20 protein-coding genes are annotated in these 20,973 nt (G+C 61.4%); 17 read left to right on the forward strand and 3 right to left on the reverse strand.

Features of this window, described 5'->3' with window-relative positions; genetic code table 11:
• Positions 1–273 (forward strand): hypothetical protein (locus tag APH30_RS29320; protein ID WP_218186810.1); only part of this gene is annotated, 273 nt, incomplete at its 5' end.
• A 15-nt stretch (positions 274–288) separates the two neighbouring features.
• Here the strand turns inward: APH30_RS29320 and APH30_RS17160 are convergent.
• Both APH30_RS17160 and APH30_RS17165 read right to left on the reverse strand, forming a co-directional pair.
• Entirely contained in the window at positions 289–1,509 is a 1,221-nt protein-coding gene (locus APH30_RS17160; RefSeq protein ID WP_054913236.1) for a CaiB/BaiF CoA-transferase family protein, read from the reverse strand.
• Between the two features lie 14 nt (positions 1,510–1,523).
• Positions 1,524–2,705 carry an acyl-CoA dehydrogenase gene (locus APH30_RS17165; RefSeq protein ID WP_054904519.1) on the reverse strand — a complete coding sequence of 394 codons (1,182 nt, stop codon included), beginning with the start codon at positions 2,703–2,705 and terminating at the stop codon, positions 1,524–1,526.
• Positions 2,706–2,868: 163 nt separating this feature from the next.
• Here APH30_RS17165 and APH30_RS17170 point away from each other — a divergent pair, with 163 nt between their 5' ends.
• The 10 genes from APH30_RS17170 to APH30_RS17215 all read left to right on the forward strand — a co-directional run bounded on the left by APH30_RS17170 (position 2,869) and on the right by APH30_RS17215 (position 12,628).
• Positions 2,869–3,783, forward strand: coding sequence for a LysR family transcriptional regulator (locus tag APH30_RS17170; protein WP_054904518.1), 915 nt, complete (start codon positions 2,869–2,871; stop codon positions 3,781–3,783).
• A gap of 408 nt (positions 3,784–4,191) precedes the next feature.
• Positions 4,192–5,313 (forward strand): Re/Si-specific NAD(P)(+) transhydrogenase subunit alpha, encoded by a 1,122-nt coding sequence (locus APH30_RS17175; RefSeq protein ID WP_054913237.1) that lies wholly within the window; start codon positions 4,192–4,194, stop codon positions 5,311–5,313.
• A gap of 11 nt (positions 5,314–5,324) precedes the next feature.
• The gene (locus tag APH30_RS17180; RefSeq protein WP_003256966.1) at positions 5,325–5,639 is read left to right on the forward strand and encodes an NAD(P) transhydrogenase subunit alpha; all 315 of its coding nucleotides are present in this window, start codon (positions 5,325–5,327) and stop codon (positions 5,637–5,639) included.
• A gap of 2 nt (positions 5,640–5,641) precedes the next feature.
• Positions 5,642–7,093 carry an NAD(P)(+) transhydrogenase (Re/Si-specific) subunit beta gene (locus tag APH30_RS17185; RefSeq protein WP_009683557.1) on the forward strand — a complete coding sequence of 484 codons (1,452 nt, stop codon included), beginning with the start codon at positions 5,642–5,644 and terminating at the stop codon, positions 7,091–7,093.
• A 184-nt stretch (positions 7,094–7,277) separates the two neighbouring features.
• Positions 7,278–8,771, forward strand: a complete 1,494-nt coding sequence (locus APH30_RS17190; protein WP_029885367.1) for an acetyl-CoA hydrolase/transferase family protein — start codon at positions 7,278–7,280, stop codon at positions 8,769–8,771.
• 330 nt (positions 8,772–9,101) lie between these two features.
• Positions 9,102–9,317 (forward strand): DUF1127 domain-containing protein, encoded by a 216-nt coding sequence (locus APH30_RS17195; RefSeq protein WP_003256968.1) that lies wholly within the window; start codon positions 9,102–9,104, stop codon positions 9,315–9,317.
• A 302-nt stretch (positions 9,318–9,619) separates the two neighbouring features.
• Positions 9,620–9,937 (forward strand): DUF2388 domain-containing protein, encoded by a 318-nt coding sequence (locus APH30_RS17200; RefSeq protein WP_054913238.1) that lies wholly within the window; start codon positions 9,620–9,622, stop codon positions 9,935–9,937.
• Between the two features lie 87 nt (positions 9,938–10,024).
• A complete protein-coding gene (locus APH30_RS17205) occupies positions 10,025–10,318 on the forward strand; it encodes a DUF2388 domain-containing protein (protein WP_009683560.1) in 294 nt (97 codons plus the stop codon).
• Between the two features lie 37 nt (positions 10,319–10,355).
• Entirely contained in the window at positions 10,356–10,676 is a 321-nt protein-coding gene (locus APH30_RS17210; RefSeq protein WP_054913239.1) for a DUF2388 domain-containing protein, read from the forward strand.
• Complete coding sequence (locus APH30_RS17215; protein ID WP_054913240.1) at positions 10,673–12,628, forward strand: DUF4105 domain-containing protein; 1,956 nt, start codon at positions 10,673–10,675, stop codon at positions 12,626–12,628. The genes APH30_RS17210 and APH30_RS17215 overlap by 4 nt, the downstream gene beginning before the upstream one ends.
• Before the next feature lie 82 nt (positions 12,629–12,710).
• Here APH30_RS17215 and APH30_RS17220 read toward each other — a convergent pair whose 3' ends face one another.
• Positions 12,711–13,112 (reverse strand): GFA family protein, encoded by a 402-nt coding sequence (locus APH30_RS17220; protein WP_029885362.1) that lies wholly within the window; start codon positions 13,110–13,112, stop codon positions 12,711–12,713.
• Positions 13,113–13,378: 266 nt separating this feature from the next.
• Here APH30_RS17220 and APH30_RS17225 point away from each other — a divergent pair, with 266 nt between their 5' ends.
• The 6 genes from APH30_RS17225 to APH30_RS17250 all read left to right on the forward strand — a co-directional run.
• On the forward strand, positions 13,379–14,686 hold the full coding sequence (locus tag APH30_RS17225; protein ID WP_054913241.1) for a CitMHS family transporter: 1,308 nt from the start codon (positions 13,379–13,381) through the stop codon (positions 14,684–14,686).
• A 69-nt stretch (positions 14,687–14,755) separates the two neighbouring features.
• Positions 14,756–15,526, forward strand: coding sequence for a TerC family protein (locus APH30_RS17230; RefSeq protein WP_029885361.1), 771 nt, complete (start codon positions 14,756–14,758; stop codon positions 15,524–15,526).
• A gap of 245 nt (positions 15,527–15,771) precedes the next feature.
• Entirely contained in the window at positions 15,772–17,436 is a 1,665-nt protein-coding gene (locus APH30_RS17235) for a Na/Pi cotransporter family protein (protein WP_009683566.1), read from the forward strand.
• Positions 17,437–17,456: 20 nt separating this feature from the next.
• Entirely contained in the window at positions 17,457–18,863 is a 1,407-nt protein-coding gene (locus APH30_RS17240) for a pitrilysin family protein (protein WP_009683567.1), read from the forward strand.
• A gap of 94 nt (positions 18,864–18,957) precedes the next feature.
• A complete protein-coding gene (locus tag APH30_RS17245) occupies positions 18,958–19,980 on the forward strand; it encodes a DUF5924 family protein (protein ID WP_054913242.1) in 1,023 nt (340 codons plus the stop codon).
• Between the two features lie 93 nt (positions 19,981–20,073).
• On the forward strand, positions 20,074–20,973 hold a 900-nt coding region (locus APH30_RS17250), incomplete at its 3' end, for an ABC transporter permease (protein WP_054913243.1).

Consider the following 20,973-nt stretch of genomic DNA (forward strand, 5'->3'; position numbering starts at 1 on the left):
ACTGCGATCTCTCGTAGCGGGAGGCGAATCATACAGCGTTTAGAAGCACTGTCAACCATCATCTCAACCGCTTTCGATCATTTGATCGTAGCCCTTACAGCGCTTTCCGAATCGATTAACTCATTGAATTTCAAGGAGTTTGTCGTTCCGTTGTCGCTGGAAGTGGGGCGCATTATAAGGGGATTCGAGAGGGCGTCAACCTTTAATTCAAATAAACTTTCAGGGCGCTTAAAAAGCAAAGCGGGGAGGCCTGGCGGCCTCCTCGCTATATAGCTAGACCAGCATTCCCTACAACACGCCAGCGCTGCGCAGCTGGCGCACTTCTTCCGCTCCTAGCCCTAACACCTCTTCAAGGACGACCTCGGTATGCTCACCCAACATAGGCGGCGCCAGCCGATACTCGACAGGCGTTGCCGACAAACGTATCGGGCTCGCCACCTGCGGCACACTGCCCGCCAACGCATGCGGGATACTGACCGCCAGCCCGCGAGCCAGCACTTGGGGGTCGCGGAACACCTGGGCAAGATCATTGATTGGCCCACACGGCACACCCGCTGCCTCCAGCTGGCTCACCCATTCGGCCGTGGTCTTGAACACGGTGGCCTGGCGAATCAATGGAATCAGCTCAGCCCGGTTGGCCACACGCAGCTTGTTGGTGGCAAAGCGAGGGTCAGTCGCCCATTGAGGCTGCCCGGCCACCTCGGCGAACTTGCGGAACTGGCTGTCGTTGCCCACGGTAAGAATGAAATCGCCATCCGCCGTCGGAAAATCCTGATAAGGCACGATGTTGGGGTGCGCATTGCCCAGGCGACGGGGCGCCGTGCCCGTGGTCAGGTAGTTCATTGCCTGGTTCGCCAGGCAAGCCACCTGCACATCCAGCAGCGCCATGTCGACATGCTGGCCGACCCCAGTCTGGTCACGGTGGGCGAGGGCAGCCAACATAGCCACCGTTGAGTACAGCCCGGTCAGAATGTCGGTAAGGGCGACACCCACCTTGACCGGGCCTGCGCCTTCCTCACCTTCCGGGCGCCCCGTCAGGCTCATCAGCCCACCCAGCCCCTGGATCATGAAGTCATAGCCAGCGCGCCGGGCATAAGGCCCGGTCTGCCCGAAACCGGTGATGGAGCAATAGATAAGCCGCGGATTGTCGGCCTTGAGGCTCTGGTAATCCAGCCCATAGGCCGCCAGCCCACCCACCTTGAAGTTCTCGATGACGATATCGCACTTCGCCGCCAGCTCACGCACCAGGCGCTGGCCCTCTGGCCGCGTGAAATCGATCGTCACCGACCGCTTATTGCGGTTGGCCGACAGATAATAAGCCGCCTCGCTCGTGTTCTCGCCATTGGCACCTTTAAGGAAGGGCGGCCCCCAGGCGCGGGTATCGTCCCCACTGCCCGGCCGCTCGACCTTGATCACGTCAGCCCCCAGGTCGGCGAGGATCTGGCCAGACCACGGACCGGCCAACACGCGCGACAGGTCCAACACCCGCAGATGTGATAACGCGCCCATGGACTGGCTCCTTATCAATAGAAAGCCTGGATACCGGTTTGCGCGCGGCCCAGGATCAGCGCATGCACGTCGTGCGTACCTTCATAGGTGTTGACCACCTCCAGGTTGACCAGATGACGGGCGACACCGAACTCGTCGGAAATCCCGTTACCGCCAAGCATGTCGCGCGCCATGCGTGCGATATCCAGCGCCTTGCCGCAGGAGTTGCGCTTCATGATCGAGGTAATTTCCACCGCCGCGGTGCCCTCGTCCTTCATGCGCCCAAGGCGCAGGCAGCCTTGCAGCGCCAGCGTGATCTCGGTCTGCATGTCCGCCAGCTTTTTCTGGATCAGCTGGTTTGCAGCAAGTGGGCGACCGAACTGCTGACGGTCCAGCGTGTATTGGCGGGCGGTGTGCCAGCACGCCTCTGCAGCACCCAGCGCCCCCCAGGAAATGCCGTAACGGGCCGAATTCAGGCAAGTGAACGGACCTTTGAGGCCACGTACATCGGGGAAGATGTTCTCTTCCGGCACAAACACGTTATCCATGACGATCTCGCCAGTGATCGACGCGCGCAAACCGACCTTGCCATGAATTGCAGGCGCACTCAGGCCCTGCCAGCCCTTTTCCAGGACGAAGCCACGGATATCACCAGCGTCATCCTTGGCCCACACCACGAATACGTCAGCGATCGGGCTGTTGGTGATCCACATTTTGCTGCCGCTCAGGCGATAACCGCCCTCGACCTTCTTGGCCCGGGTAATCATCGAGCCCGGGTCAGAGCCATGGTTAGGCTCGGTCAAACCGAAGCAACCGATCCATTCCCCACTCGCCAGCTTGGGCAAGTACTTCTGTTTCTGGGCTTCGGTACCGAATTCGTTGATCGGCACCATCACCAGCGAAGACTGAACGCTCATCATCGAACGATAGCCGGAGTCGATGCGCTCCACTTCGCGGGCAATCAGGCCATAGCACACATAGTTCAAGCCGCTGCCGCCGTATTGCTCGGGGATGGTCGCACCCAGCAGGCCCACTTCCCCCATTTCGCGAAAAATCGCCGGGTCGGTCTGCTCATGACGAAACGCCTCGAGTACACGCGGGGCCAGCTTGCCCTGGGCGAACTGATACGCACTGTCACGCACCATGCGCTCTTCTTCAGTGAGCTGCTGATCCAGCAGCAGTGGATCGATCCAGTTGAAGCTTGCTTTACCAGCCATGAGCGGAATCCTCGAGAAGGGGGCGGAGTTTCTATGTGCCTTTGAGCCTAGGACTGATTGCCCGCTGATACAAACGAGGATTGCGCACCATATAGTGATATTTTGTCACTTCGAAAATCAGAAACCCGCCACATTTGCGGCCTTACGAGTGAGGTTGACGTACATGCGACGCAAGATCCCCAGCACCTCTGCATTGGTTTGCTTCGAGGCCGCTGCGCGTCACCAGAGCTTCACCAAGGCCGCCCAGGAGCTTTCCTTGACCCAGGGCGCCGTCTGCAGACAGATTGCCAGCCTGGAAACGTTCCTTAACGTAGAGTTGTTCCGCCGCTCGCGCCGTGGTGTGAAGCTGACCGAGGCGGGCCTGTCGTACAGCCGCCAGGTTGCCGCGCAACTGGACGCGGTGGAGCGCGACACCTTGTCAGTGATGCGACAGCAGGGCGCCAGCGTGATCGAACTGGCAGTAGTACCGACATTCGGTACCCAATGGCTGCTACCGCGCCTCAAAGACTTCCAGCAGCGCCACCCGGAGGTCACCGTGAACCTCACCAACCGCACCCGGCCATTTCTGTTCGCGGACACAACATTCGATGCCGCCATCTATTTTGGTGATGGCGACTGGTCTGGCACACAGTCGCAGCGGCTGATGGGGGAAAACCCGTTACCCGTATGCAGCCCGGCACTGCTGGGCGGGCAAGGCACGCTCGAAGCACGGCACATCGCTGAGCTGCCACTGTTGCAGCAGAGCACGCGGCCGTACGCGTGGCGGCAATGGTTTGCCAGCGTGGCCATGAATGTGGAACGTGACATGACCGGCCCACGCTATGAGCTGTTTTCGATGCTTGCCCAAGCGGCCATGCACGAGATGGGCGTCGCGCTGATACCGCCGTTTCTGATCCAGCGCGAGTTGCAGGAGGGTAGGCTGGTAGTCGCTAACAGACACGTCCTGACTAGCGACAAGGCCTACTATCTGATGATTCCAGAACGCAAGGTGGAGTCTGCATCTCTGCGCGCATTCCGTGACTGGCTGGTGAGCCAAGCGCAGGCATATGCCCAGGAACGGGATAATCTGACCCCGTAGTCAATTATTTTTAACACCTACAGATATATGTATTTGTCGCATATTCGTAAACTGTTACGTACGCACAAAAATACCCGTTAACCGTCCTGACTACGCGGCTTTGCGGGTTATTTTGCGACATCGAACAAGCCATCAGCGAACTGGCCAAAATTTTTTTGTTTTTTTCTCCTAATCTGGCAAAAGCCCGTAGTTGATGGGCTGCGACCTTATGCGTGCGACAAGCGGTCACAGGGTGACTTGTAGTTTTAACTTCGTTTCGCTCCAGAACCGGTTGAAGCCCTATGGGTTCGTCTGCAAAATGCTTCGCCCGCCCAGGATCCGGCGGGATGGCGCTCCACAGCCACCCAGCACACCATTCGCAGTGCGCTGGCTTTGACAAAAACAAAGGTCACCGCAGGAGAAATAGTCGTGCACATTGGTGTTCCTCTCGAGACGCAGACCGGTGAGACAAGGGTCGCTGCGACCCCCGAAACCATCAAGAAACTGATTGGCCAGGGCCATCAGGTCACCGTTCAACGGGGGGCAGGGCTCAACGCCGCCATTCCGGACAGTGCCTATGAGGCCGTGGGTGCTTCCCTGGGGACCGCAGCCGATGCATACGGCGCCCAACTGGTCCTGAAGGTGGTCGCGCCCAACGACCAGGAACTGGCCCTGATCAACAGCGGCAGCCTGCTGGTAGGTATGCTCAACCCCTTCAACAGCGAACTGATCGGCAAGATGGCCAAACGCGGGATGACCGCCTTCGCGCTGGAGGCCGCGCCCCGCACGTCAAGGGCGCAGAGCCTGGACGTGCTGTCGTCACAGGCGAACATTGCCGGTTACAAGGCCGTGCTGCTGGCTGCCCATCACTACCCACGCTTCATGCCCATGCTGATGACCGCCGCCGGTACGGTCAAAGCCGCCCGGGTACTGATCCTGGGTGCGGGCGTTGCCGGCCTGCAGGCCATCGCCACGGCCAAGCGCCTGGGCGCAGTGATCGAGGCGTCCGACGTACGCCCGGCGGTGAAGGAGCAGATCGAGTCGCTGGGCGCCAAGTTCATCGACGTCCCCTACGAGACCGACGAAGAACGGGCGTGCGCCGAAGGCGTCGGCGGCTATGCCCGGCCGATGCCAGCCAGTTGGATGCAACGCCAGGCCCAGGCCGTGCACGAGCGCGCCAAGCAGGCGGATATCGTCATCACCACCGCATTGATCCCTGGCCGCAAGGCGCCAACCCTGCTCAGTGCCGAAACAGTGGCCCAGATGAAGCCTGGCTCGGTCGTCATCGACCTGGCCGCGGCCCAAGGCGGCAACTGCCCGCTGACCGTGGCGGACCAGGTCGTTCAGGCGCATGGCGTGACCATCGTCGGCCCTACCAACCTGCCGGCCCAGGTCGGCGCCGATGCCTCGGCGCTGTATGCGCGCAACCTGCTGGACTTCATGAAGCTGCTGTTCGACAAGGACGGCGCACTGACCATCAACCTCGAAGACGACATCGTCGCGGCCTGCCTGATGTGCCGCGATGGCCAGGTCGTCCGCAAGAACGGCTAAGGAGCACGACAATGGAAGACATGCTGATTTCCCACGGCATCTACAACCTGATCATCTTCGTGCTGGCCATTTATGTGGGCTACCACGTGGTGTGGAACGTCACCCCGGCGCTGCACACCCCACTCATGGCGGTCACCAATGCCATCTCGGCGATCGTCATCGTCGGTGCCATGCTGGCCGCCGCCTTGACCGTGACCCCTGCCGGCAAACTGATGGGCACCCTGGCGGTGGCCCTGGCCGCAGTCAATGTGTTCGGTGGCTTCCTGGTCACCCGCCGCATGCTGGAAATGTTCAAGAAGAAAACCAAGAACGAGGCGCAGAAGTAAGCATGAGCATGAATCTGGTAACGCTCCTCTACCTCGTCGCCTCGGTGTGCTTCATCCAGGCGCTCAAGGGCCTGTCGCACCCGACCACCTCGCGGCGCGGCAACCTGTTCGGCATGATCGGCATGGGCATCGCCATCCTCACTACGGTTGGCCTCATCTACAAGCTCGCGGCGCTCTCCATCGGCAACGGTGGGGCTACGACCGGCATCGGTTACGTACTGGTCGGCCTGCTGGTGGGTGGCACCGCCGGTTCGATCATGGCCAAGCGGGTCGAGATGACCAAGATGCCCGAGCTGGTCGCCTTCATGCACAGCATGATCGGCCTGGCTGCGGTGTTCATCGCCATCGCCGCAGTGCTCGAACCGCAGTCGATGGGCATCGTTGCAGCCATCAGCGACCCGATCCCTACCGGTAACCGCCTGGAACTGTTCCTCGGCGCAGCCATTGGTGCTATTACCTTCTCTGGCTCGGTGATCGCTTTCGGCAAGCTGTCGGGCAAATACAAATTCCGCCTCTTCCAGGGCGCACCCGTACAGTTCGCCGGTCAGCACAAGCTCAATCTGATCCTGGGCCTGACCACCATCGCCTTGGGCCTGCTGTTCACGTTCACCGGCCATTACAGTGCCTTCACCCTGATGCTGGCCCTGGCCTTTGTCATGGGTGTGCTGATCATCATTCCGATTGGCGGCGCCGACATGCCGGTGGTTGTTTCAATGCTCAACAGCTACTCGGGTTGGGCAGCTGCGGGTATCGGCTTCTCGCTGAACAACTCGATGCTGATCATCGCGGGCTCGTTGGTGGGCTCTTCTGGCGCCATCCTGTCGTACATCATGTGCAAGGCGATGAACCGTTCGTTCTTCAACGTCATCCTCGGCGGCTTTGGTGGCGATACCGATGCGGGGGCGGCGCAAGGCTCGCAAGAGCAGCGCCCGGTCAAGTCCGGCTCGGCTGACGATGCCACCTTCCTGTTGAGCAATGCCGACAGCGTGATCATCGTTCCGGGCTATGGCCTGGCGGTGGCCCGTGCCCAGCATGCACTCAAGGAACTGACCGAAAAGCTGACCCACAACGGTGTGACCGTGAAGTACGCGATTCACCCGGTTGCGGGGCGTATGCCTGGGCACATGAACGTGCTGCTGGCCGAAGCCGAAGTCCCTTACGACCAGGTCTTCGAGATGGAAGACATCAACGCCGAGTTTGGCCAGGCCGACGTGGTACTGGTGCTGGGCGCCAACGACGTGGTCAACCCGGCGGCAAAAAACGACCCCAAGTCGCCCATTGCCGGCATGCCGATTCTCGAAGCGTTCAAGGCCAAGACCATCATCGTCAACAAGCGCTCGATGGCCAGTGGCTACGCCGGCCTGGATAACGAACTGTTCTACCTGGACAAAACCATGATGGTATTCGGTGACGCCAAGAAGGTCATCGAAGACATGGTCAAGGCAGTGGAATAGAACACGGCAGCAAACCCGCCGATATAAAGAAAGCCCCGGTAAGCATCTACCGGGGCTTTCTTTTTTTTGATCCGGATCAACGGCTCTACCGAGAGGCTTCTCATACGACCATGGTCGTGGGACGGCAATGGGCGAAATCTCTAGACTGCGCTGCAGTAGTTTCAGCAGCCCGAGATAACAATCCATGTACCGTGACCGTATCCGCTTGTCCTCTCTGCACAGCAAGGTAATGAGTGCGGCTGATGCCGCTGGTCTGATCGAGGACGGCATGACTGTCGGCATGAGCGGCTTTACCCGCGCCGGTGAGGCCAAGGCCGTCCCGCATGCACTGGCCGAACGTGCCAAACAGTCGCCACTGAAGATCAGCCTGATGACCGGCGCCAGCCTGGGCAACGACCTGGACAAGCAACTGACCGAGGCCGGTGTATTGGCCCGCCGCATGCCATTCCAGGTAGACAGCACCCTGCGCAAGGCCATCAACGACGGCAAGGTGATGTTCATCGACCAGCACCTGTCGGAAACCGTCGAACAACTGCGCAACCAGCAATTGAAGCTGCCGGACATCGCGGTCATCGAAGCCGTGGCCATCACTGAGCAGGGCCACATCGTACCTACTACATCGGTGGGTAACTCGGCCAGTTTCGCCATCTTCGCCAAGCAGGTGATTGTCGAGATCAACCTCTCGCACAACACCAACCTTGAAGGTTTGCACGACATCTATATTCCCACCTATCGCCCGACCCGCACGCCCATTCCGCTGGTCAAGGTCGACGATCGTATCGGCAGCACCGCCATCCCGATCGACCCGGCGAAGATCGTGGGTATCGTCATCAGCGACCAACCGGACTCGCCATCTACCGTGTTGCCGCCAGATGACGAAACCCAGGGTATCGCCAACCACCTGATCAACTTCCTGAAGAAGGAAGTGGAAGCTGGCCGCATGACCAACAAGCTCGGCCCACTGCAGGCCGGCATCGGTAGCATTGCCAACGCCGTGATGTGCGGCTTGATCGAGTCGCCCTTCGAAGACCTGACCATGTACTCCGAAGTGCTGCAGGACTCGACCTTCGACCTGATCGACGCCGGCAAGCTGCGTTTTGCATCGGGCAGCTCCATCACCCTGTCGACCCGCCGCAATGCCGATGTATTCGGTAACCTCGAACGCTACAAGGACAAGCTCGTACTGCGCCCGCAGGAAATCTCCAACCATCCGGAGGTCGTGCGGCGCTTGGGCATCATCGGTATCAATACCGCGCTGGAGTTCGACATCTACGGCAACGTCAATTCCACCCACGTGTGTGGCACCAGGATGATGAACGGCATCGGTGGCTCGGGTGACTTCGCCCGTAACGCGCACCTTGCTGTATTCGTTACCAAGTCGATTGCCAAAGGCGGTGCCATTTCCAGTGTGGTGCCAATGGTTAGCCATGTGGACCATACCGAACACGACGTGGACATCCTGGTCACCGAACAAGGTTTGGCCGACCTGCGTGGCCTGGCCCCGCGCGAGCGGGCACGCGTGATCATCGACAACTGTGTGCACCCAGACTACCGCGCGGCACTGAACGATTATTTCGAGCGCGCTTGCCAACGTGGCGGCCATACGCCACATATCCTGCGCGAAGCGCTGAGTTGGCACGAGAACCTGGAAGAAACCGGCCGCATGCAAGCGAGCTGATCCAGCGGCGGCCTGGAACAGCAGCCCCGCTTCTGCTGTTCCAGCCCATTCGCGTTTCACGTCCAGACACAAGAATATTCAGAACTGTACTACTGTACCTGTCCTAGGCTTCTTTCAAGCCTGCAGAACATCGCCACACACCAAAAATGCACCATAAAGATGCAGACCAGTACAGTTGCGCCTGTTTCGAGTGCAACAGTAGGGTTACACAGTTAACTGAGCCATCGTCTTTCGCATGAACTGTATCTACTGTTCTGGACAAGACAGGAGGATCATTGGCATCAGTTAAATCACTACCTAATCCCGCCATAAGCGGAAGGATGAAGCATCATGGAACGTACCCTCAGTTCCGGTCTGGTTTTTGAAAGCAACGCCCAGCAATCCAACGCATCGCTGCCGCTGCGCGCACTGTCCACTCTGCTGCTGTGGCAGCGCCGCATGGCAAGCCGCCGTCAACTGGCTCGCCTGGACGCTCGCCTGCTGGCCGATGCTGGCATCAGCGAGTCGCAGCGTTACGAAGAGCTGAGCAAGCCTTTCTGGCGCTAAGCACCGGCTTGCCGGCTTCGGCCGGCACCGCGAATTCCTGAAACCCGTTGCAGGCAACTGCGACGGGTTTTTTGTTTGTGGCATGCAGAGGTCAGCGCCAAGCGCTTAACAGGTACAGTTTGTGTATTACAAACCCTAACCGATACAGTTTCACAGCCCGTTCTTCGTTAACATCTGGAAACACCCGCGCGTGATACGCTTGGCTTGGCAGTCTGGTAGAAACCACTGTCATAAGTACCGCGACCAGCAATGCGAGCGTCCGATAAGCAGAACCACCCGACCCGAGTTCAGGAGTGCACGAAATGTCCCGTAAATATCTGATTGGCGCCGCTCTTATGCTGAGCCTGGCTGGCACCGCAAACGCCACCAGTTTCGTCGTCACCACTGACGCTGTAGTAGGGGCAGTAGCTGCGTCCACCGACGCCACCTCGGATGTTTCTTCGTCGTTCCGTGACGATAAAATCGTCCAGGCCGCCCGTGACGACGCTGCCAGCTTCGTAGGCAGCCAAGGCGATATCCGCGGTGCCAAGCTGGAAAGCGCGTTCCTGCACATCCGCGCACAAATGCCAAGCCTGCAGGCCAGCGACGCCGAACTGGCCCAGGCCATACTGGCAATCTAAGCGCCGGCAAGCGCCCAGGCTGTGCCGGGTGCTCCCGTACCGCCAGGCCAGCCCTCGCCACCCTTACTTCCAGTTGTCGTAGAGCCCATGCGTTATCTGTTGCCGCTGCTGTTTTCCCTTGCCGGCATGGCCAGCGCCCATGCCATGGACACCACTACCCAAGGCCTGGTGATCTCGGCCTACGCCACCAGCCAGGTCACCACTGCACCCTTTGATCGCAAATTGGTGCGTGAGGCCCGTGACGATGCCGCGGTATTCGTCGCCACCCATGGCCAGATCCGCGGTGCTCGGCTGGAAGCTGCCCTGGAATCATTACGCCATAATTGTGCACGGCAGGGCGTTGGCGATCTGGAACTGGCGCAAGCAATTCTCGTCCAATGACTACATCTGACTCCCTGTAATTTTTCGGAGATGCTCCATGCGTAAACCGCTGATTGCCGCTACCCTCGGCATGCTGCTGCTGGCTGACCTGGCCCAGGCACAGACCCTGGTGGCCACCAGCAACATCATCGTGCGTGCCTTTGGCCGCTCGATCGACTTCACCTCGGACACCACCACTTCGATCCGCGACTCGAAAGTGGTACGCGAAGCCCACGACGACGCAGCCAGCTTCGTGGCCAGCAACGGGGACATCCGTGGCGCGCAGCTCGAAGCTGCCCTCGCCACCCTGCGCGAGCGCGTTCCGGAAGCACGCGGCGCCAGCGACCAGGTATTGGCCGAAGCCATCCTCGCACTGTGAAGCCCGTGCGTGCCTGGTTGCTCGGCTGCGCCCTGACGCTGCTCGGCACGCCCGCCCTGGCCGGCCTGCAGCTCGAGCTGCAGTCGTCCGGCCTCGACCCACAGCAGACCCAAGCCAGCCAGGCCCTGCTTGACGAGGCCATGGCCAAGCTGCCCCCGCGCTTCAAGCAGCAACTCGACCGCCGCGTGCAGGTCAGCTGGAGCGACAACATGCCAGCCGACGCCTATGGGCAGGCCACACTGGTGTCCACGCTTCAGCTCAACCGTCGCCTGCTGCCCGGGCTCACCGATGGCAGTGCCACCATTGAGCGCACCAACCGCCCTCATGGCACCGTGCGACAAGAGCTACTGGCCACTGTCCTGCACGAGCTCAGCCATATCTACGACCGTGCGCGCCTATGGCCCAGCCGTGAAAGATCGCTGATTGCCCGCTGTAAACGCCAACAGGGCACCGTGGGCAAAATCGGCCTGCCTGAGGAATGCCGCGGCCAGGCTGAGCGCCGCTTCACCCTGAGCGATGACCCACGCCTGCTTGACCTGGCCGGCTGGCCGCAATATGTGGGCCGCCGGGGTGAGCGTGAGCAGCACAACGGCCAGTTCGTGCGCAGCCCCGACAGCTATGAACTCAGCAGCCCCAAGGAATACCTCGCGGTGAACATGGAGTACTTCCTCCTGGACCCGAGCTACGGTTGCCGCCGCCCGGCGCTCAACCAGTACCTGCATGAGCATTTCGGCTGGGCGCCGCCACAGAACACTTGCGCCAAGGGCTTGCCATTCATCAACGCCGGTAGCGACTTCGCCCGCCAGCCACTGGGCGAAATCGACCCCGAACGGGTTTATGAAGTGGACTACCTGCTGGCCGAAGCCAACCAGAACCTGGTCAGCCGCTGGGGCCACAGCATGCTGCGCCTGGTCATCTGCAAACCCGGCCGCCCCCGCGGGCCAGACTGCCGCCTCGACCTGGACCAGAGCCTGGTGCTGTCATACCGCGCGTTCGTCAACGATGTGCAGCTATCGAGCTGGGACGGCCTGGTCGGCGTCTATCCATCGCGCCTGTTCGTGCTGCCGCTGGGCCAGGTCATCGACGAATACACCAAGACAGAGCTGCGCAGCCTGGCCTCGGTGCCCTTGAAGCTGAACCGCGAAGAGGTTGAAAACCTGGTGCGCCAGGCTGCCGAAATGCACTGGAGCTACGACGGCAACTACTGGTTCCTGTCCAACAACTGTGCCGTAGAGTCATTGAAGTTGCTGCGCAGCGGCACCGCCAACCCGCAATTGAATGACCTGGACAGCATCATGCCCAACGGTTTGCTGGCCGTGCTCAAGGGCAGGGGGCTGGCCGACACGAGCGTGCTCGACAACCCCCGCGAGGCGCTGCGCCTGGGCTACCGCTTCGACTCCTACCGCGAGCGGTACCAGGCCATGTTCGAGGTGCTGCGCAAGCAATTGCCGATCCAGCAGCAACTGGTAGAAGACTGGCTGGCCTTGAGCGCCGAGCAACGTCGCCCCTGGTTCGCCCAGGCCGACCTGCGCACCAGCGCTGCGCTGCTGCTGCTGGAGCAGGCCAGCCTGCGCCGGCAACTGTTGCTGGCCCAGGACGAGGTCAAGCAGCGCTACCTGAATGCCGCAGCGTTGAAAGATGGCAGCGTCAACAAGGCCGATGCCACCCTCAAGCAAATGCTTGCCAACAGCGGCTTCCTCAGCCGCCCGGCAGAATTGCTCGACAGCAAAGGCTATGGACTGCCGCAGCCCGAAGAACGCGAACGCCTGGAACGGGAGAGCAAGGAACGGCAGGCCCGGTTGCTGCGCCTGAGTACCAACCTGGACAAGGAGGTGAGGGCGCTGCTGGACCCTTCGCGGGCCAGGGAAATTTCTGCGGTAGAGGCCAATGTGAAGCAGATAGGCGAGCATTTGCGGGCACTGCACAAGGCTGCAGGTGGCCTGCAGTTGTAATGGCGCCTATCCGCGGCGAGCCGGCTTCCACCTAGTGGAGTTGGCTTGCCAGCGGCAGGACCCGCAGCACGAGCACAGCATCTTAAAGGCGTTCCCCGTGCTCCCCCGGCAAATCCTCATCAAGGTGCAGCCAAGGCAACCGGCTGCCTACCCAGATATGGCGGTTGGCGCGCACGCCCTCCGGGTGGTCGAGGGTGGCTACGGTCACATCGATGGTCTCGGGACTGTGCGTGGTCACCAGCGCCACATGGGCCCCACACCGCCCACAAAAGTAACGGCTGCAACTGGGCGGGGCCACGTAGCAGTTCGGCTTACCCGTTAACCAATGGAAATCCGAGCGGGGTAGGGTGAGCCAGGTCACGACCAGCCCACCACTTACCCGCCGACAGATCGTGCAGTGGCAGTGGGCGATGTCCGTCAGGTCACCCGCCAGCCGATACCGCAACGCGCCGCAATGGCAGCCACCCTCGGTCACATGCTGCATCATCTACCTCTCGTCGCCTTTGCTTCAGCGAAAGCTGGCTGAAAGCTTGTGCTCATAGGATAGCGCCACCACCGGCACAAGACCGGTCAGCCAGGGCACCCGGTAACAACCGCGCCCGGCCCAATCAACAACAACAATGGTGATCCTGATGTATTCCTGTGCCCGCCTTCGCGCAATCCCCCTCCGCATGCTCCCCGTGCAGCGCCAAACGCGCTGACCCGCCCGAATCGACGTTCCTTTCGTAGCGCCACGCCTGGAGTATTGCCATGCTGACCTTCCTCGGCTTTGCCATGGTCATCACCTTCATGTACCTGATCATGACCAAGCGCCTGTCGGCCTTGATCGCGCTGATCCTGGTACCGATCCTGTTCGCCGTGTTCGGCGGTTTTTCCGCCAAGATCGGCCCGATGATGCTCGAGGGCATCAGCAAGCTCGCGCCTACCGGCGTGATGCTGATGTTCGCGATCCTGTATTTCGCCCTGATGATCGACTCCGGCCTGTTCGACCCGGCCGTGCGCAAGATCCTCAAGCTGGTCAAGGGCGACCCGCTGAAAGTCTCGGTGGGTACCGCCGTACTGGCCCTGGTGGTTTCGCTCGACGGTGATGGCGCCACCACTTACATGATTTGCTGCGCCGCCATGCTGCCGATGTACAGCCGCCTGGGGATGAGCCCGCGAATCATGGCCGGCCTGACCATTCTCGCCGGCGGCGTGATGAACATGACCCCTTGGGGCGGCCCGACCGCACGTGCCGCCAGCGCCCTGCACGTGGACCCATCGGATATTTTCGTGCCGATGATCCCGGCCATGTTGTTCGGCATCCTGGCCATCCTGGCCATTGCCTACCTGTACGGCAAGCGTGAGCGTGCCCGCCTGGGTGAACTGCACCTGCCAACCGATGACACCGACCATAGCGATATCACCGTTTCGCAATTCCCTGAAGCCCGCCGCCCCAAGCTGCTGTACTTCAATGGCGCGCTGACTGCCGCCCTGATGGTCGCGCTGATCGCCGGTATCCTGCCGCTGCCGGTGCTGTTCATGATCGCTTTCAGCATTGCCATGATCGTCAACTACCCCTGCCTGCAACAGCAGAAAGACCGCATCGCCGCCCATGCCGGCAGCGTGCTGGCAGTCACCGGGCTGATCTTCGCCGCTGGCATCTTCACGGGCATTCTGTCGGGCACCGGCATGGTCGATGCCATGTCCAAGAGCCTGCTGGCAGTCATCCCTGAAGCGATGGGCCCCTACATGGCAGTGATCACCGCAATCGTGAGCATGCCGTTCACCTTCTTCATGTCCAACGACGCGTTCTACTACGGGGTTTTGCCAGTGTTGGCCGAGGCCGCCAGCCACTACGGCATCAGCCCGGTTGAAATGGCCCGCGCATCGATCGTCGGCCAGCCGGTACACCTACTCAGCCCACTGGTACCCTCGACCTACCTGCTGGTAGCCCTGGCCGGTATCGAGTTTGGCGATCACCAGCGCTTCACGCTCAAGTGGGCAGTGCTGGTGTGCCTGTGCATAATGTTCGCCGCGCTGCTGATGGGCATTTTCCCGCTGTTCAGTAGTCTTTAATAAACGCGTATTACCCCACCGCGACGCGCCCTGCAGGGCGCGTCGCCTTTACCGCTCGAAGGAAACAACATGGAATGGCTGACCAGCCCGGAAATCTGGGTTGCCTTTTTTACCCTCACCGCGCTTGAGATCGTCCTCGGGATCGACAACATCATCATGATCTCGATCCTGGTCAGCCGCATGCCCAAGCACATGCAGCCGCGCACCCGGATCTTCGGCCTGGCCCTGGCCATGGTCACCCGCATCATGCTGCTGTTGTCGATCACCTGGGTGATGCGCCTTACCGCCGACCTGTTCGTGGTGCTCGGCCAGGGCATCTCCGGGCGTGACCTGATCCTGTTCTTCGGCGGCCTGTTCCTGCTGTGGAAAAGCTCGCAAGAGATCTACCACGGCCTGGAAGGTGAGGACGAAAACGATGAAGCGCCCAAAGGCGCAGGTGGCAAGTTCTTCTACACCATCATTCAGATTGCCATCATCGACATCGTGTTCTCGCTGGACTCGGTGATCACCGCGGTAGGCATGGTGTCCCACGTGCCAGTGATGATCGCTGCCATCGTCGTGGCCGTACTGGTGATGATGCTGTGCGCCGGCGCCATCAGCAACTTCATCGACAAGCACCCATCGCTGAAGATGCTCGCACTGTCGTTCCTAATCGTGGTCGGTACCGTACTGATCGCCGAAGCGTTCGACGTGCACGTGCCCAAAGGCTACGTCTACTTCGCCATGGCCTTCTCGCTGGCGGTAGAGGCCATCAACATTCGCATGCGCACTGCCCTGGCCCGCAAGGACGGCAAAGAGCATGACCCAGTGAAACTGCGCAAGGACATTCCGGGTCAGTAAGAGCGGAACGTGCAGGACAGCGGGGGCCCTTCGGGGCCCCTTTTTCATTTTTGAATGGCTGCTACGTGGCGCCTGCAAGACCGGCAATGATTCATTCACGGTATGTTTCAAATTGATGACTACCGTGCGAAGCTGGCAAGCACTGCGCAAAACAGCTAAAGCTTTGAGTGAGCAATGAAAACCTATTCGAACGCTCACGTTTCTTCCCTTGGCCCCATGGGCCTGTGCTTCAGGGGGCCTTCGCCATGCTGACCCTGCTCAACCTGCTCTCGGCCGTAACGCTACTGGTCTGGGGCACCCATATCGTGCGCACCGGCATCCTTCGGGTATTCGGCTCGAATCTGCGGCGCATCATTGGCCAGAACATGAACAAGCGCCCGCTGGCATTCATTGCCGGCATTCTGGTCACTGCCATGGTGCAAAGCAGCAACGCCACGGCCATGCTGGTCACCTCGTTCGTCGGCCAGGGCCTGATGGCCATGACCCCCGCCTTGGCAATCATGCTCGGCGCCGATGTCGGCACTGCGCTGATGGCCCGGGTACTCACGTTCGACCTATCCTGGCTGTCGCCGCTGTTGATCTTCCTCGGCGTCATCTTCTTCCTTTCGCGCAAACAGACGCGGGCTGGCCAATTGGGCAGGGTGGGTATCGGGCTGGGCCTGATCATCCTGGCGCTGGAGCTGATCGTACAGGCCGCCGCGCCCATCACCCATGCCCAGGGCGTGAAGGTGCTGTTTGCCTCGCTGACGGGCGACATCATGCTCGATGCCCTGGTCGGGGCGATGTTCGCCATGGTCTCTTATTCCAGCCTGGCGGCCGTTCTGCTCACGGCGACCCTGGCCGGTGCCGAGGTCATCAGCCTGCCGGTGGCCATTGGCCTGGTAGTCGGCGCCAACATCGGCAGTGGCCTGCTGGCGTTCATCAGCACCAGCATGCAGAACGCCGCCGGCCGCCGGGTGGCCTTGGGCAGCCTGCTGTACAAGCTGATCGGCCTGGTGTTGATCATTCCCGTACTGCACCCGCTGGTAGGCTGGATGGACTCGCTGAGCTTCAGCCCGCAAGAGCTGGTCATCGGCTTCCACCTGCTCTACAACACCTCCCGTTGCTTGCTGATGCTACCCACGGTCAACCCCATGGGTCGGTTGTGCAATGTGCTGCTGCCCGAGCGGGAACACAGCAACGGCCAGATCCGTGCGCGCCACCTCGACGCGTCCGCACTGGAGACCCCCAGCCTGGCCCTGGCCAATGCCGCACGGGAAACCCTGCGCCTGGGCGACATCGTCGACAGCCTGCTCGAAGCCATGCTGGGGGCCCTGCGGGGCACCCAGACGGCGCTGCCCCAGCAGGTACGCGCCCTGGGCGAAGATGCCGACGCCCTGTACAGCGCGATCAAGCTGTACCTGGCGCAGATGACACGCGAGGACCTCAGCGAGCAAGACAACCGTCGCTGGGCGGAAATCATCGAAGTGGCTATCAACCTCAAGCTGGCCTGCGACCTCATCGAACGCATGCTGCGCAAGGTCCAGCAGCAGAAGACCAGCCAGCGCCGTGAGTTTTCCCAGGTCGGCCTGGAAGAGCTGACCGGCCTGCAGGAACAATTGCTGGCCAACCTGCGCCTGGGCTTGTCGGTGTTCCTCAGCGCCGACCCGGAAAGCGCCCGCTTGCTGCTGCGTGAAAAACGCCGGTTCCGGGCCCAGGAGCGGCGCCTGGCCCACGCCCACGTCAGCCGCCTGCAGCGCAAAGTCATGCAAAGCCTCGAGACCAGTTCGCTACACTTGGAGCTGATCGCCGACATGAAGCGTTTGAACTCTTTGTTCTGTAGCAGTGCCTATGTGGTACTGGGCGGCTCGGACACCGGCGGGTTGATGCTCGACAGTGTGCCAGACGAAGCCAGCCATGATTCTGCCTAGCTGAGGACCCTAGCTCGCCCATGCGTTGCCTGATGTTCGTTTGCATCCTGATCTGCAGCCTGCCCACTTTCGCCCTCGACCGGTCGCGGGTGGAAGGCTACCTGTTGCCCAACGGCCTGCAGGTGATTCTGAAAAATGGCTACGAGCGTGACCATGTGGCGATACGCCTGGTGGTCGGGGTTGGGCTGGATGATTTCGATTGCGAGCAGAAAGAGCTGCCGCACCTGCTTGAGCACCTGCTGTTCAGCGGCATCGATGAAACCGGCGAAGGCGGCCTGGAAGAGCGCCTGCAGGCGCTGGGCGGGGAATGGAACGCCTTTACCAGCAGTGCCGATACCACTTTCGTCATCGAAGCACCGGCGCGCAACCAGCGCAAGGTACTCGACCTGTTGCTGGCGGTCATCCGCGATACCCACATCGATGCCAAGGCCCTGGCCACCGCCAAACGCATCATCGAACGCGAGGATGGCGGCCACTACGGCCACCTGCAGCGCTGGCTCGACCGCCAGGACATCGGCCACCCCGCCAGCGACCAACTGGCCACCGAGCTGGGCCTGAAGTGCCCAGAGCGCTCCAACGTCGACGACATGACCCTGGAACAGGTCCAGGCCCTGCGCGACCGCTGGTACGCCGCCAACAACATGACCCTGATCATGGTCGGTGGCCTGGACCGCCTGTTGCCAGCCTATCTGGAACGCTCGTTTGGCGAGCTGCCGGCTACCGAGCCAGAAGAGCGCCGCAACCTGGATAGCATCACCCAGCAAGCCGAGCAGCGTCGCGATCTGACCCGTGGCTGGCTCGGTGACAGCGTGAAACTGCACTGGCTTTTCATCGAGCCGGTACTGGACAACGACCACCAGGCCACCCTCGACCTGCTGGCACGCTACCTGGACTGGGCCATCTACGACCAGCTGCGCCTGCGCAATGGCTTGTCCTATGGGCCCTCGGTGCAGCGCGAAAGCTTCGGTGACACCGGCCTGCTCAGCGTCAATGCCGACCTGGAGCGCGATGACATCGACAAGGCCGTAGCGGTCATGCAGCGGTTGTTCAAGCACCTGCGCAAAGAGGGGCTGGACCCGGATACGTTCGCCCGCATCAAGGATGCCAGTGTCGCCAAGGAAAGCTGGAGCACCCAAGGCAACAGTGCGTTGGCCGACTACTACTGGGGAGCGCTGAACGACTACACCGACGGCCGCTTCACCAACCCGGTGCGCAAACTGCGCCAGGTCACCCTGGAGCAAGCCAACCAGGCGTTGCGGGAATTGCTCAAGGAAGACGGCTACGTACGCATTGAAAAGCCGCTGCTCGGTTATGACGAATTCTATGGGCTGGGTGCCCTGTTGGTAGGGCTGATCGTGGCCGCGGGGCTGTTGCGCTGGCGGCGGCATGGCCCACAGCGGCCGAGCGGTGCTACACGCCGGCGGTGAATCAGCGGTATTCTTTTGCCAGTACTGGCCTCTTCGCGGGTTTACCCGCAAAGCGGCCGGCACAGCCACCCAACTCTCTCCTGTTGTAGAGCCAATGCCCCAGATCCCCAGCATCGTCCAGCGCATCATCGAACTGCTCAAACGCTATCCCGGCATCATCGCGCTTGGGGGTTTTCTTTCCGGCATCGGCAGCTTCATCCTGGTCGACCGCCAGGCCGGCCTGGCCAGTTGGGTTGCCGTGCTGATGCTGGTGAGCTGGGTGTGGCTGATGCTGGAAAACACACTCACCGGCCTGTTCGCGCGCACGTTCAACCGCGAAATCCCGCAGCCACTGCTGCGCTACGCCACGCAGATGATCCACCAGGAAACACTGTTCTTCGTTTTGCCCTTCTTCTTCATCACCACGACCTGGAACAGCGGCCAGCTGGTGTTCACCGGCCTGCTCGGCGCTGCCGGCCTGGTGTCGATCATCGACCCGCTGTACTACAAATGGCTGGCTCCGCGGCGCTGGCTGTTCCTGGCGCTGCATACCCTGACCCTGTTCGCTGCGTTGCTCACGGCGCTGCCGATCATCGTCCACCTGACCACCGCGCAAAGCTTCAAGCTGGCGCTGATCATCGCCATGGCGCTGTCGTTTCCCAGCTTGGCCAGCAGTTTTCCGATCAACAACTGGCGCCGGGCTGTGGCCTTGTTGCTGGTCACGCTGTCGGTGGGTGCTGGCGGCTGGTTGTTGCGCTCCTGGGTACCGCCGGCAACCCTGTGGATGACCGAGGTGGCGGTGAGCACCGAAGTGCTGAACCGCCAGCCAGGCGAGTCGCTGCACGAAATTGCCGCCAGCAGCATTCGCAGCAGCGGCTTGTACGCCTATACCGCCATCAACGCACCACGCGGCCTGAATGAGCGGATCTACCACGTGTGGCAGAAGGACGGCCAGGAGGTGGACCGCATTGCCCTCGACATCCACGGTGGGCGCAAGGAAGGCTACCGGGCTTGGACGCACAAGCAGAACTTCCCACCCAACCCGGTGGGGAGGTGGCAGGTGCGGGTTCTGACCGAGGATGGCCAAGTGATTGGCGTACTGCGCTTCAAGGTGGTCGACGATGCGCCAGCCGGGTAATCAACACCTGCTGGTACACAGCACATAATCACCAAACAGCCCCGGCCTGCTGCGCTATGATCAGCCCCTGAGCCTTAGCGCCGAGTCAGTTGCATGGAGCCTATGACCACCCCCAGCCTCACTCTGGATACCAGCAGTCAACCGGCCTGCCTGCGCATTGCCGGTGACTGGACCTTGGCGCACTACGCCAGCCTGAAACGCGACAGCGAGCGGCTGCGTGCGCAATACACCCCCGACACCGTCGCCGACCTCAGCCAGCTGGGGCGCCTGGACACGGCCGGTGCGTCGCTGCTGGCCGAACTGCTCGGCACCGAGCGTCTGTCGCGCTGCACCCACGACCTGCCGGAAGCCAGCCGGGCGCTGCTGAAGAATGTCTACCAATCAGTCCAGGACTACTGCATCCCGGTCAAGGAGCCCGAGCGCAACGTGCTGCTGTTGCTGCTGGAGCGTATAGGCTGCGCCGTCGGCACCCTGTGGCAAGACAGCATGCAACTGCTCGGTTTCATCGGCGTCATCCTCGAAACGTTGCTACGCCGTGCCCTACAGCCACACCGCTGGCGCATCACCCCGGTCGTCGCCCACATCGAACAGACAGGGCTGGATGCCGCGCCAATCGTGGCCTTGCTGACCTTTCTGGTGGGTGCCGTGGTGGCCTTCCTTGGCGCCACGGTGCTGGCCGACTTCGGCGCAACGGTGTTTACCGTCGACCTGGTGGCGTTCTCGTTCCTGCGCGAGTTCGCCGTGTTGCTCACCGCCATCCTCATGGCCGGCCGCACCGCCAGCGCATTTACCGCGCAGATCGGCTCGATGAAAGCCAATGAGGAAATAGACGCGATCCGCACCCTGGGCCTCAACCCCATGGAACTGCTGGTGGTACCCCGGGTGCTGGCCCTGCTGATTACCCTGCCGCTGCTCACGTTCGTCGCCATGCTTTGCGGCATCGTCGGCGGGGCCGTGGTGTGCGCCCTGTCGCTGGGCATTTCGCCGGCCATG

Origin of the sequence: Pseudomonas sp. NBRC 111127 (assembly GCF_001320345.1) — a bacterium.
Taxonomy (GTDB): domain Bacteria; phylum Pseudomonadota; class Gammaproteobacteria; order Pseudomonadales; family Pseudomonadaceae; genus Aquipseudomonas; species Aquipseudomonas juntendi.

Excerpts from the sequence above, each read along its gene's own strand:
- APH30_RS17220 (WP_029885362.1), bottom strand. The coding sequence starts at position 13,112 with ATGCAGCATGTGACCGAGGGTGGCTGCCATTGCGGCGCGTTGCGGTAT.
- APH30_RS17180 (WP_003256966.1), top strand. The coding sequence starts at position 5,325 with ATGGAAGACATGCTGATTTCCCACGGCATCTACAACCTGATCATCTTC.
- APH30_RS17160 (WP_054913236.1), bottom strand. The coding sequence starts at position 1,509 with ATGGGCGCGTTATCACATCTGCGGGTGTTGGACCTGTCGCGCGTGTTG.
- APH30_RS17240 (WP_009683567.1), top strand. The coding sequence starts at position 17,457 with ATGCGTTGCCTGATGTTCGTTTGCATCCTGATCTGCAGCCTGCCCACT.
- APH30_RS17165 (WP_054904519.1), bottom strand. The coding sequence starts at position 2,705 with ATGGCTGGTAAAGCAAGCTTCAACTGGATCGATCCACTGCTGCTGGAT.
- APH30_RS17205 (WP_009683560.1), top strand. The coding sequence starts at position 10,025 with ATGCGTTATCTGTTGCCGCTGCTGTTTTCCCTTGCCGGCATGGCCAGC.
- APH30_RS17185 (WP_009683557.1), top strand. The coding sequence starts at position 5,642 with ATGAGCATGAATCTGGTAACGCTCCTCTACCTCGTCGCCTCGGTGTGC.
- APH30_RS17235 (WP_009683566.1), top strand. The coding sequence starts at position 15,772 with ATGCTGACCCTGCTCAACCTGCTCTCGGCCGTAACGCTACTGGTCTGG.
- APH30_RS17200 (WP_054913238.1), top strand. The coding sequence starts at position 9,620 with ATGTCCCGTAAATATCTGATTGGCGCCGCTCTTATGCTGAGCCTGGCT.
- APH30_RS17230 (WP_029885361.1), top strand. The coding sequence starts at position 14,756 with ATGGAATGGCTGACCAGCCCGGAAATCTGGGTTGCCTTTTTTACCCTC.
- APH30_RS17225 (WP_054913241.1), top strand. The coding sequence starts at position 13,379 with ATGCTGACCTTCCTCGGCTTTGCCATGGTCATCACCTTCATGTACCTG.
- APH30_RS17195 (WP_003256968.1), top strand. The coding sequence starts at position 9,102 with ATGGAACGTACCCTCAGTTCCGGTCTGGTTTTTGAAAGCAACGCCCAG.
- APH30_RS17190 (WP_029885367.1), top strand. The coding sequence starts at position 7,278 with ATGTACCGTGACCGTATCCGCTTGTCCTCTCTGCACAGCAAGGTAATG.
- APH30_RS17210 (WP_054913239.1), top strand. The coding sequence starts at position 10,356 with ATGCGTAAACCGCTGATTGCCGCTACCCTCGGCATGCTGCTGCTGGCT.
- APH30_RS17245 (WP_054913242.1), top strand. The coding sequence starts at position 18,958 with ATGCCCCAGATCCCCAGCATCGTCCAGCGCATCATCGAACTGCTCAAA.
- APH30_RS17170 (WP_054904518.1), top strand. The coding sequence starts at position 2,869 with ATGCGACGCAAGATCCCCAGCACCTCTGCATTGGTTTGCTTCGAGGCC.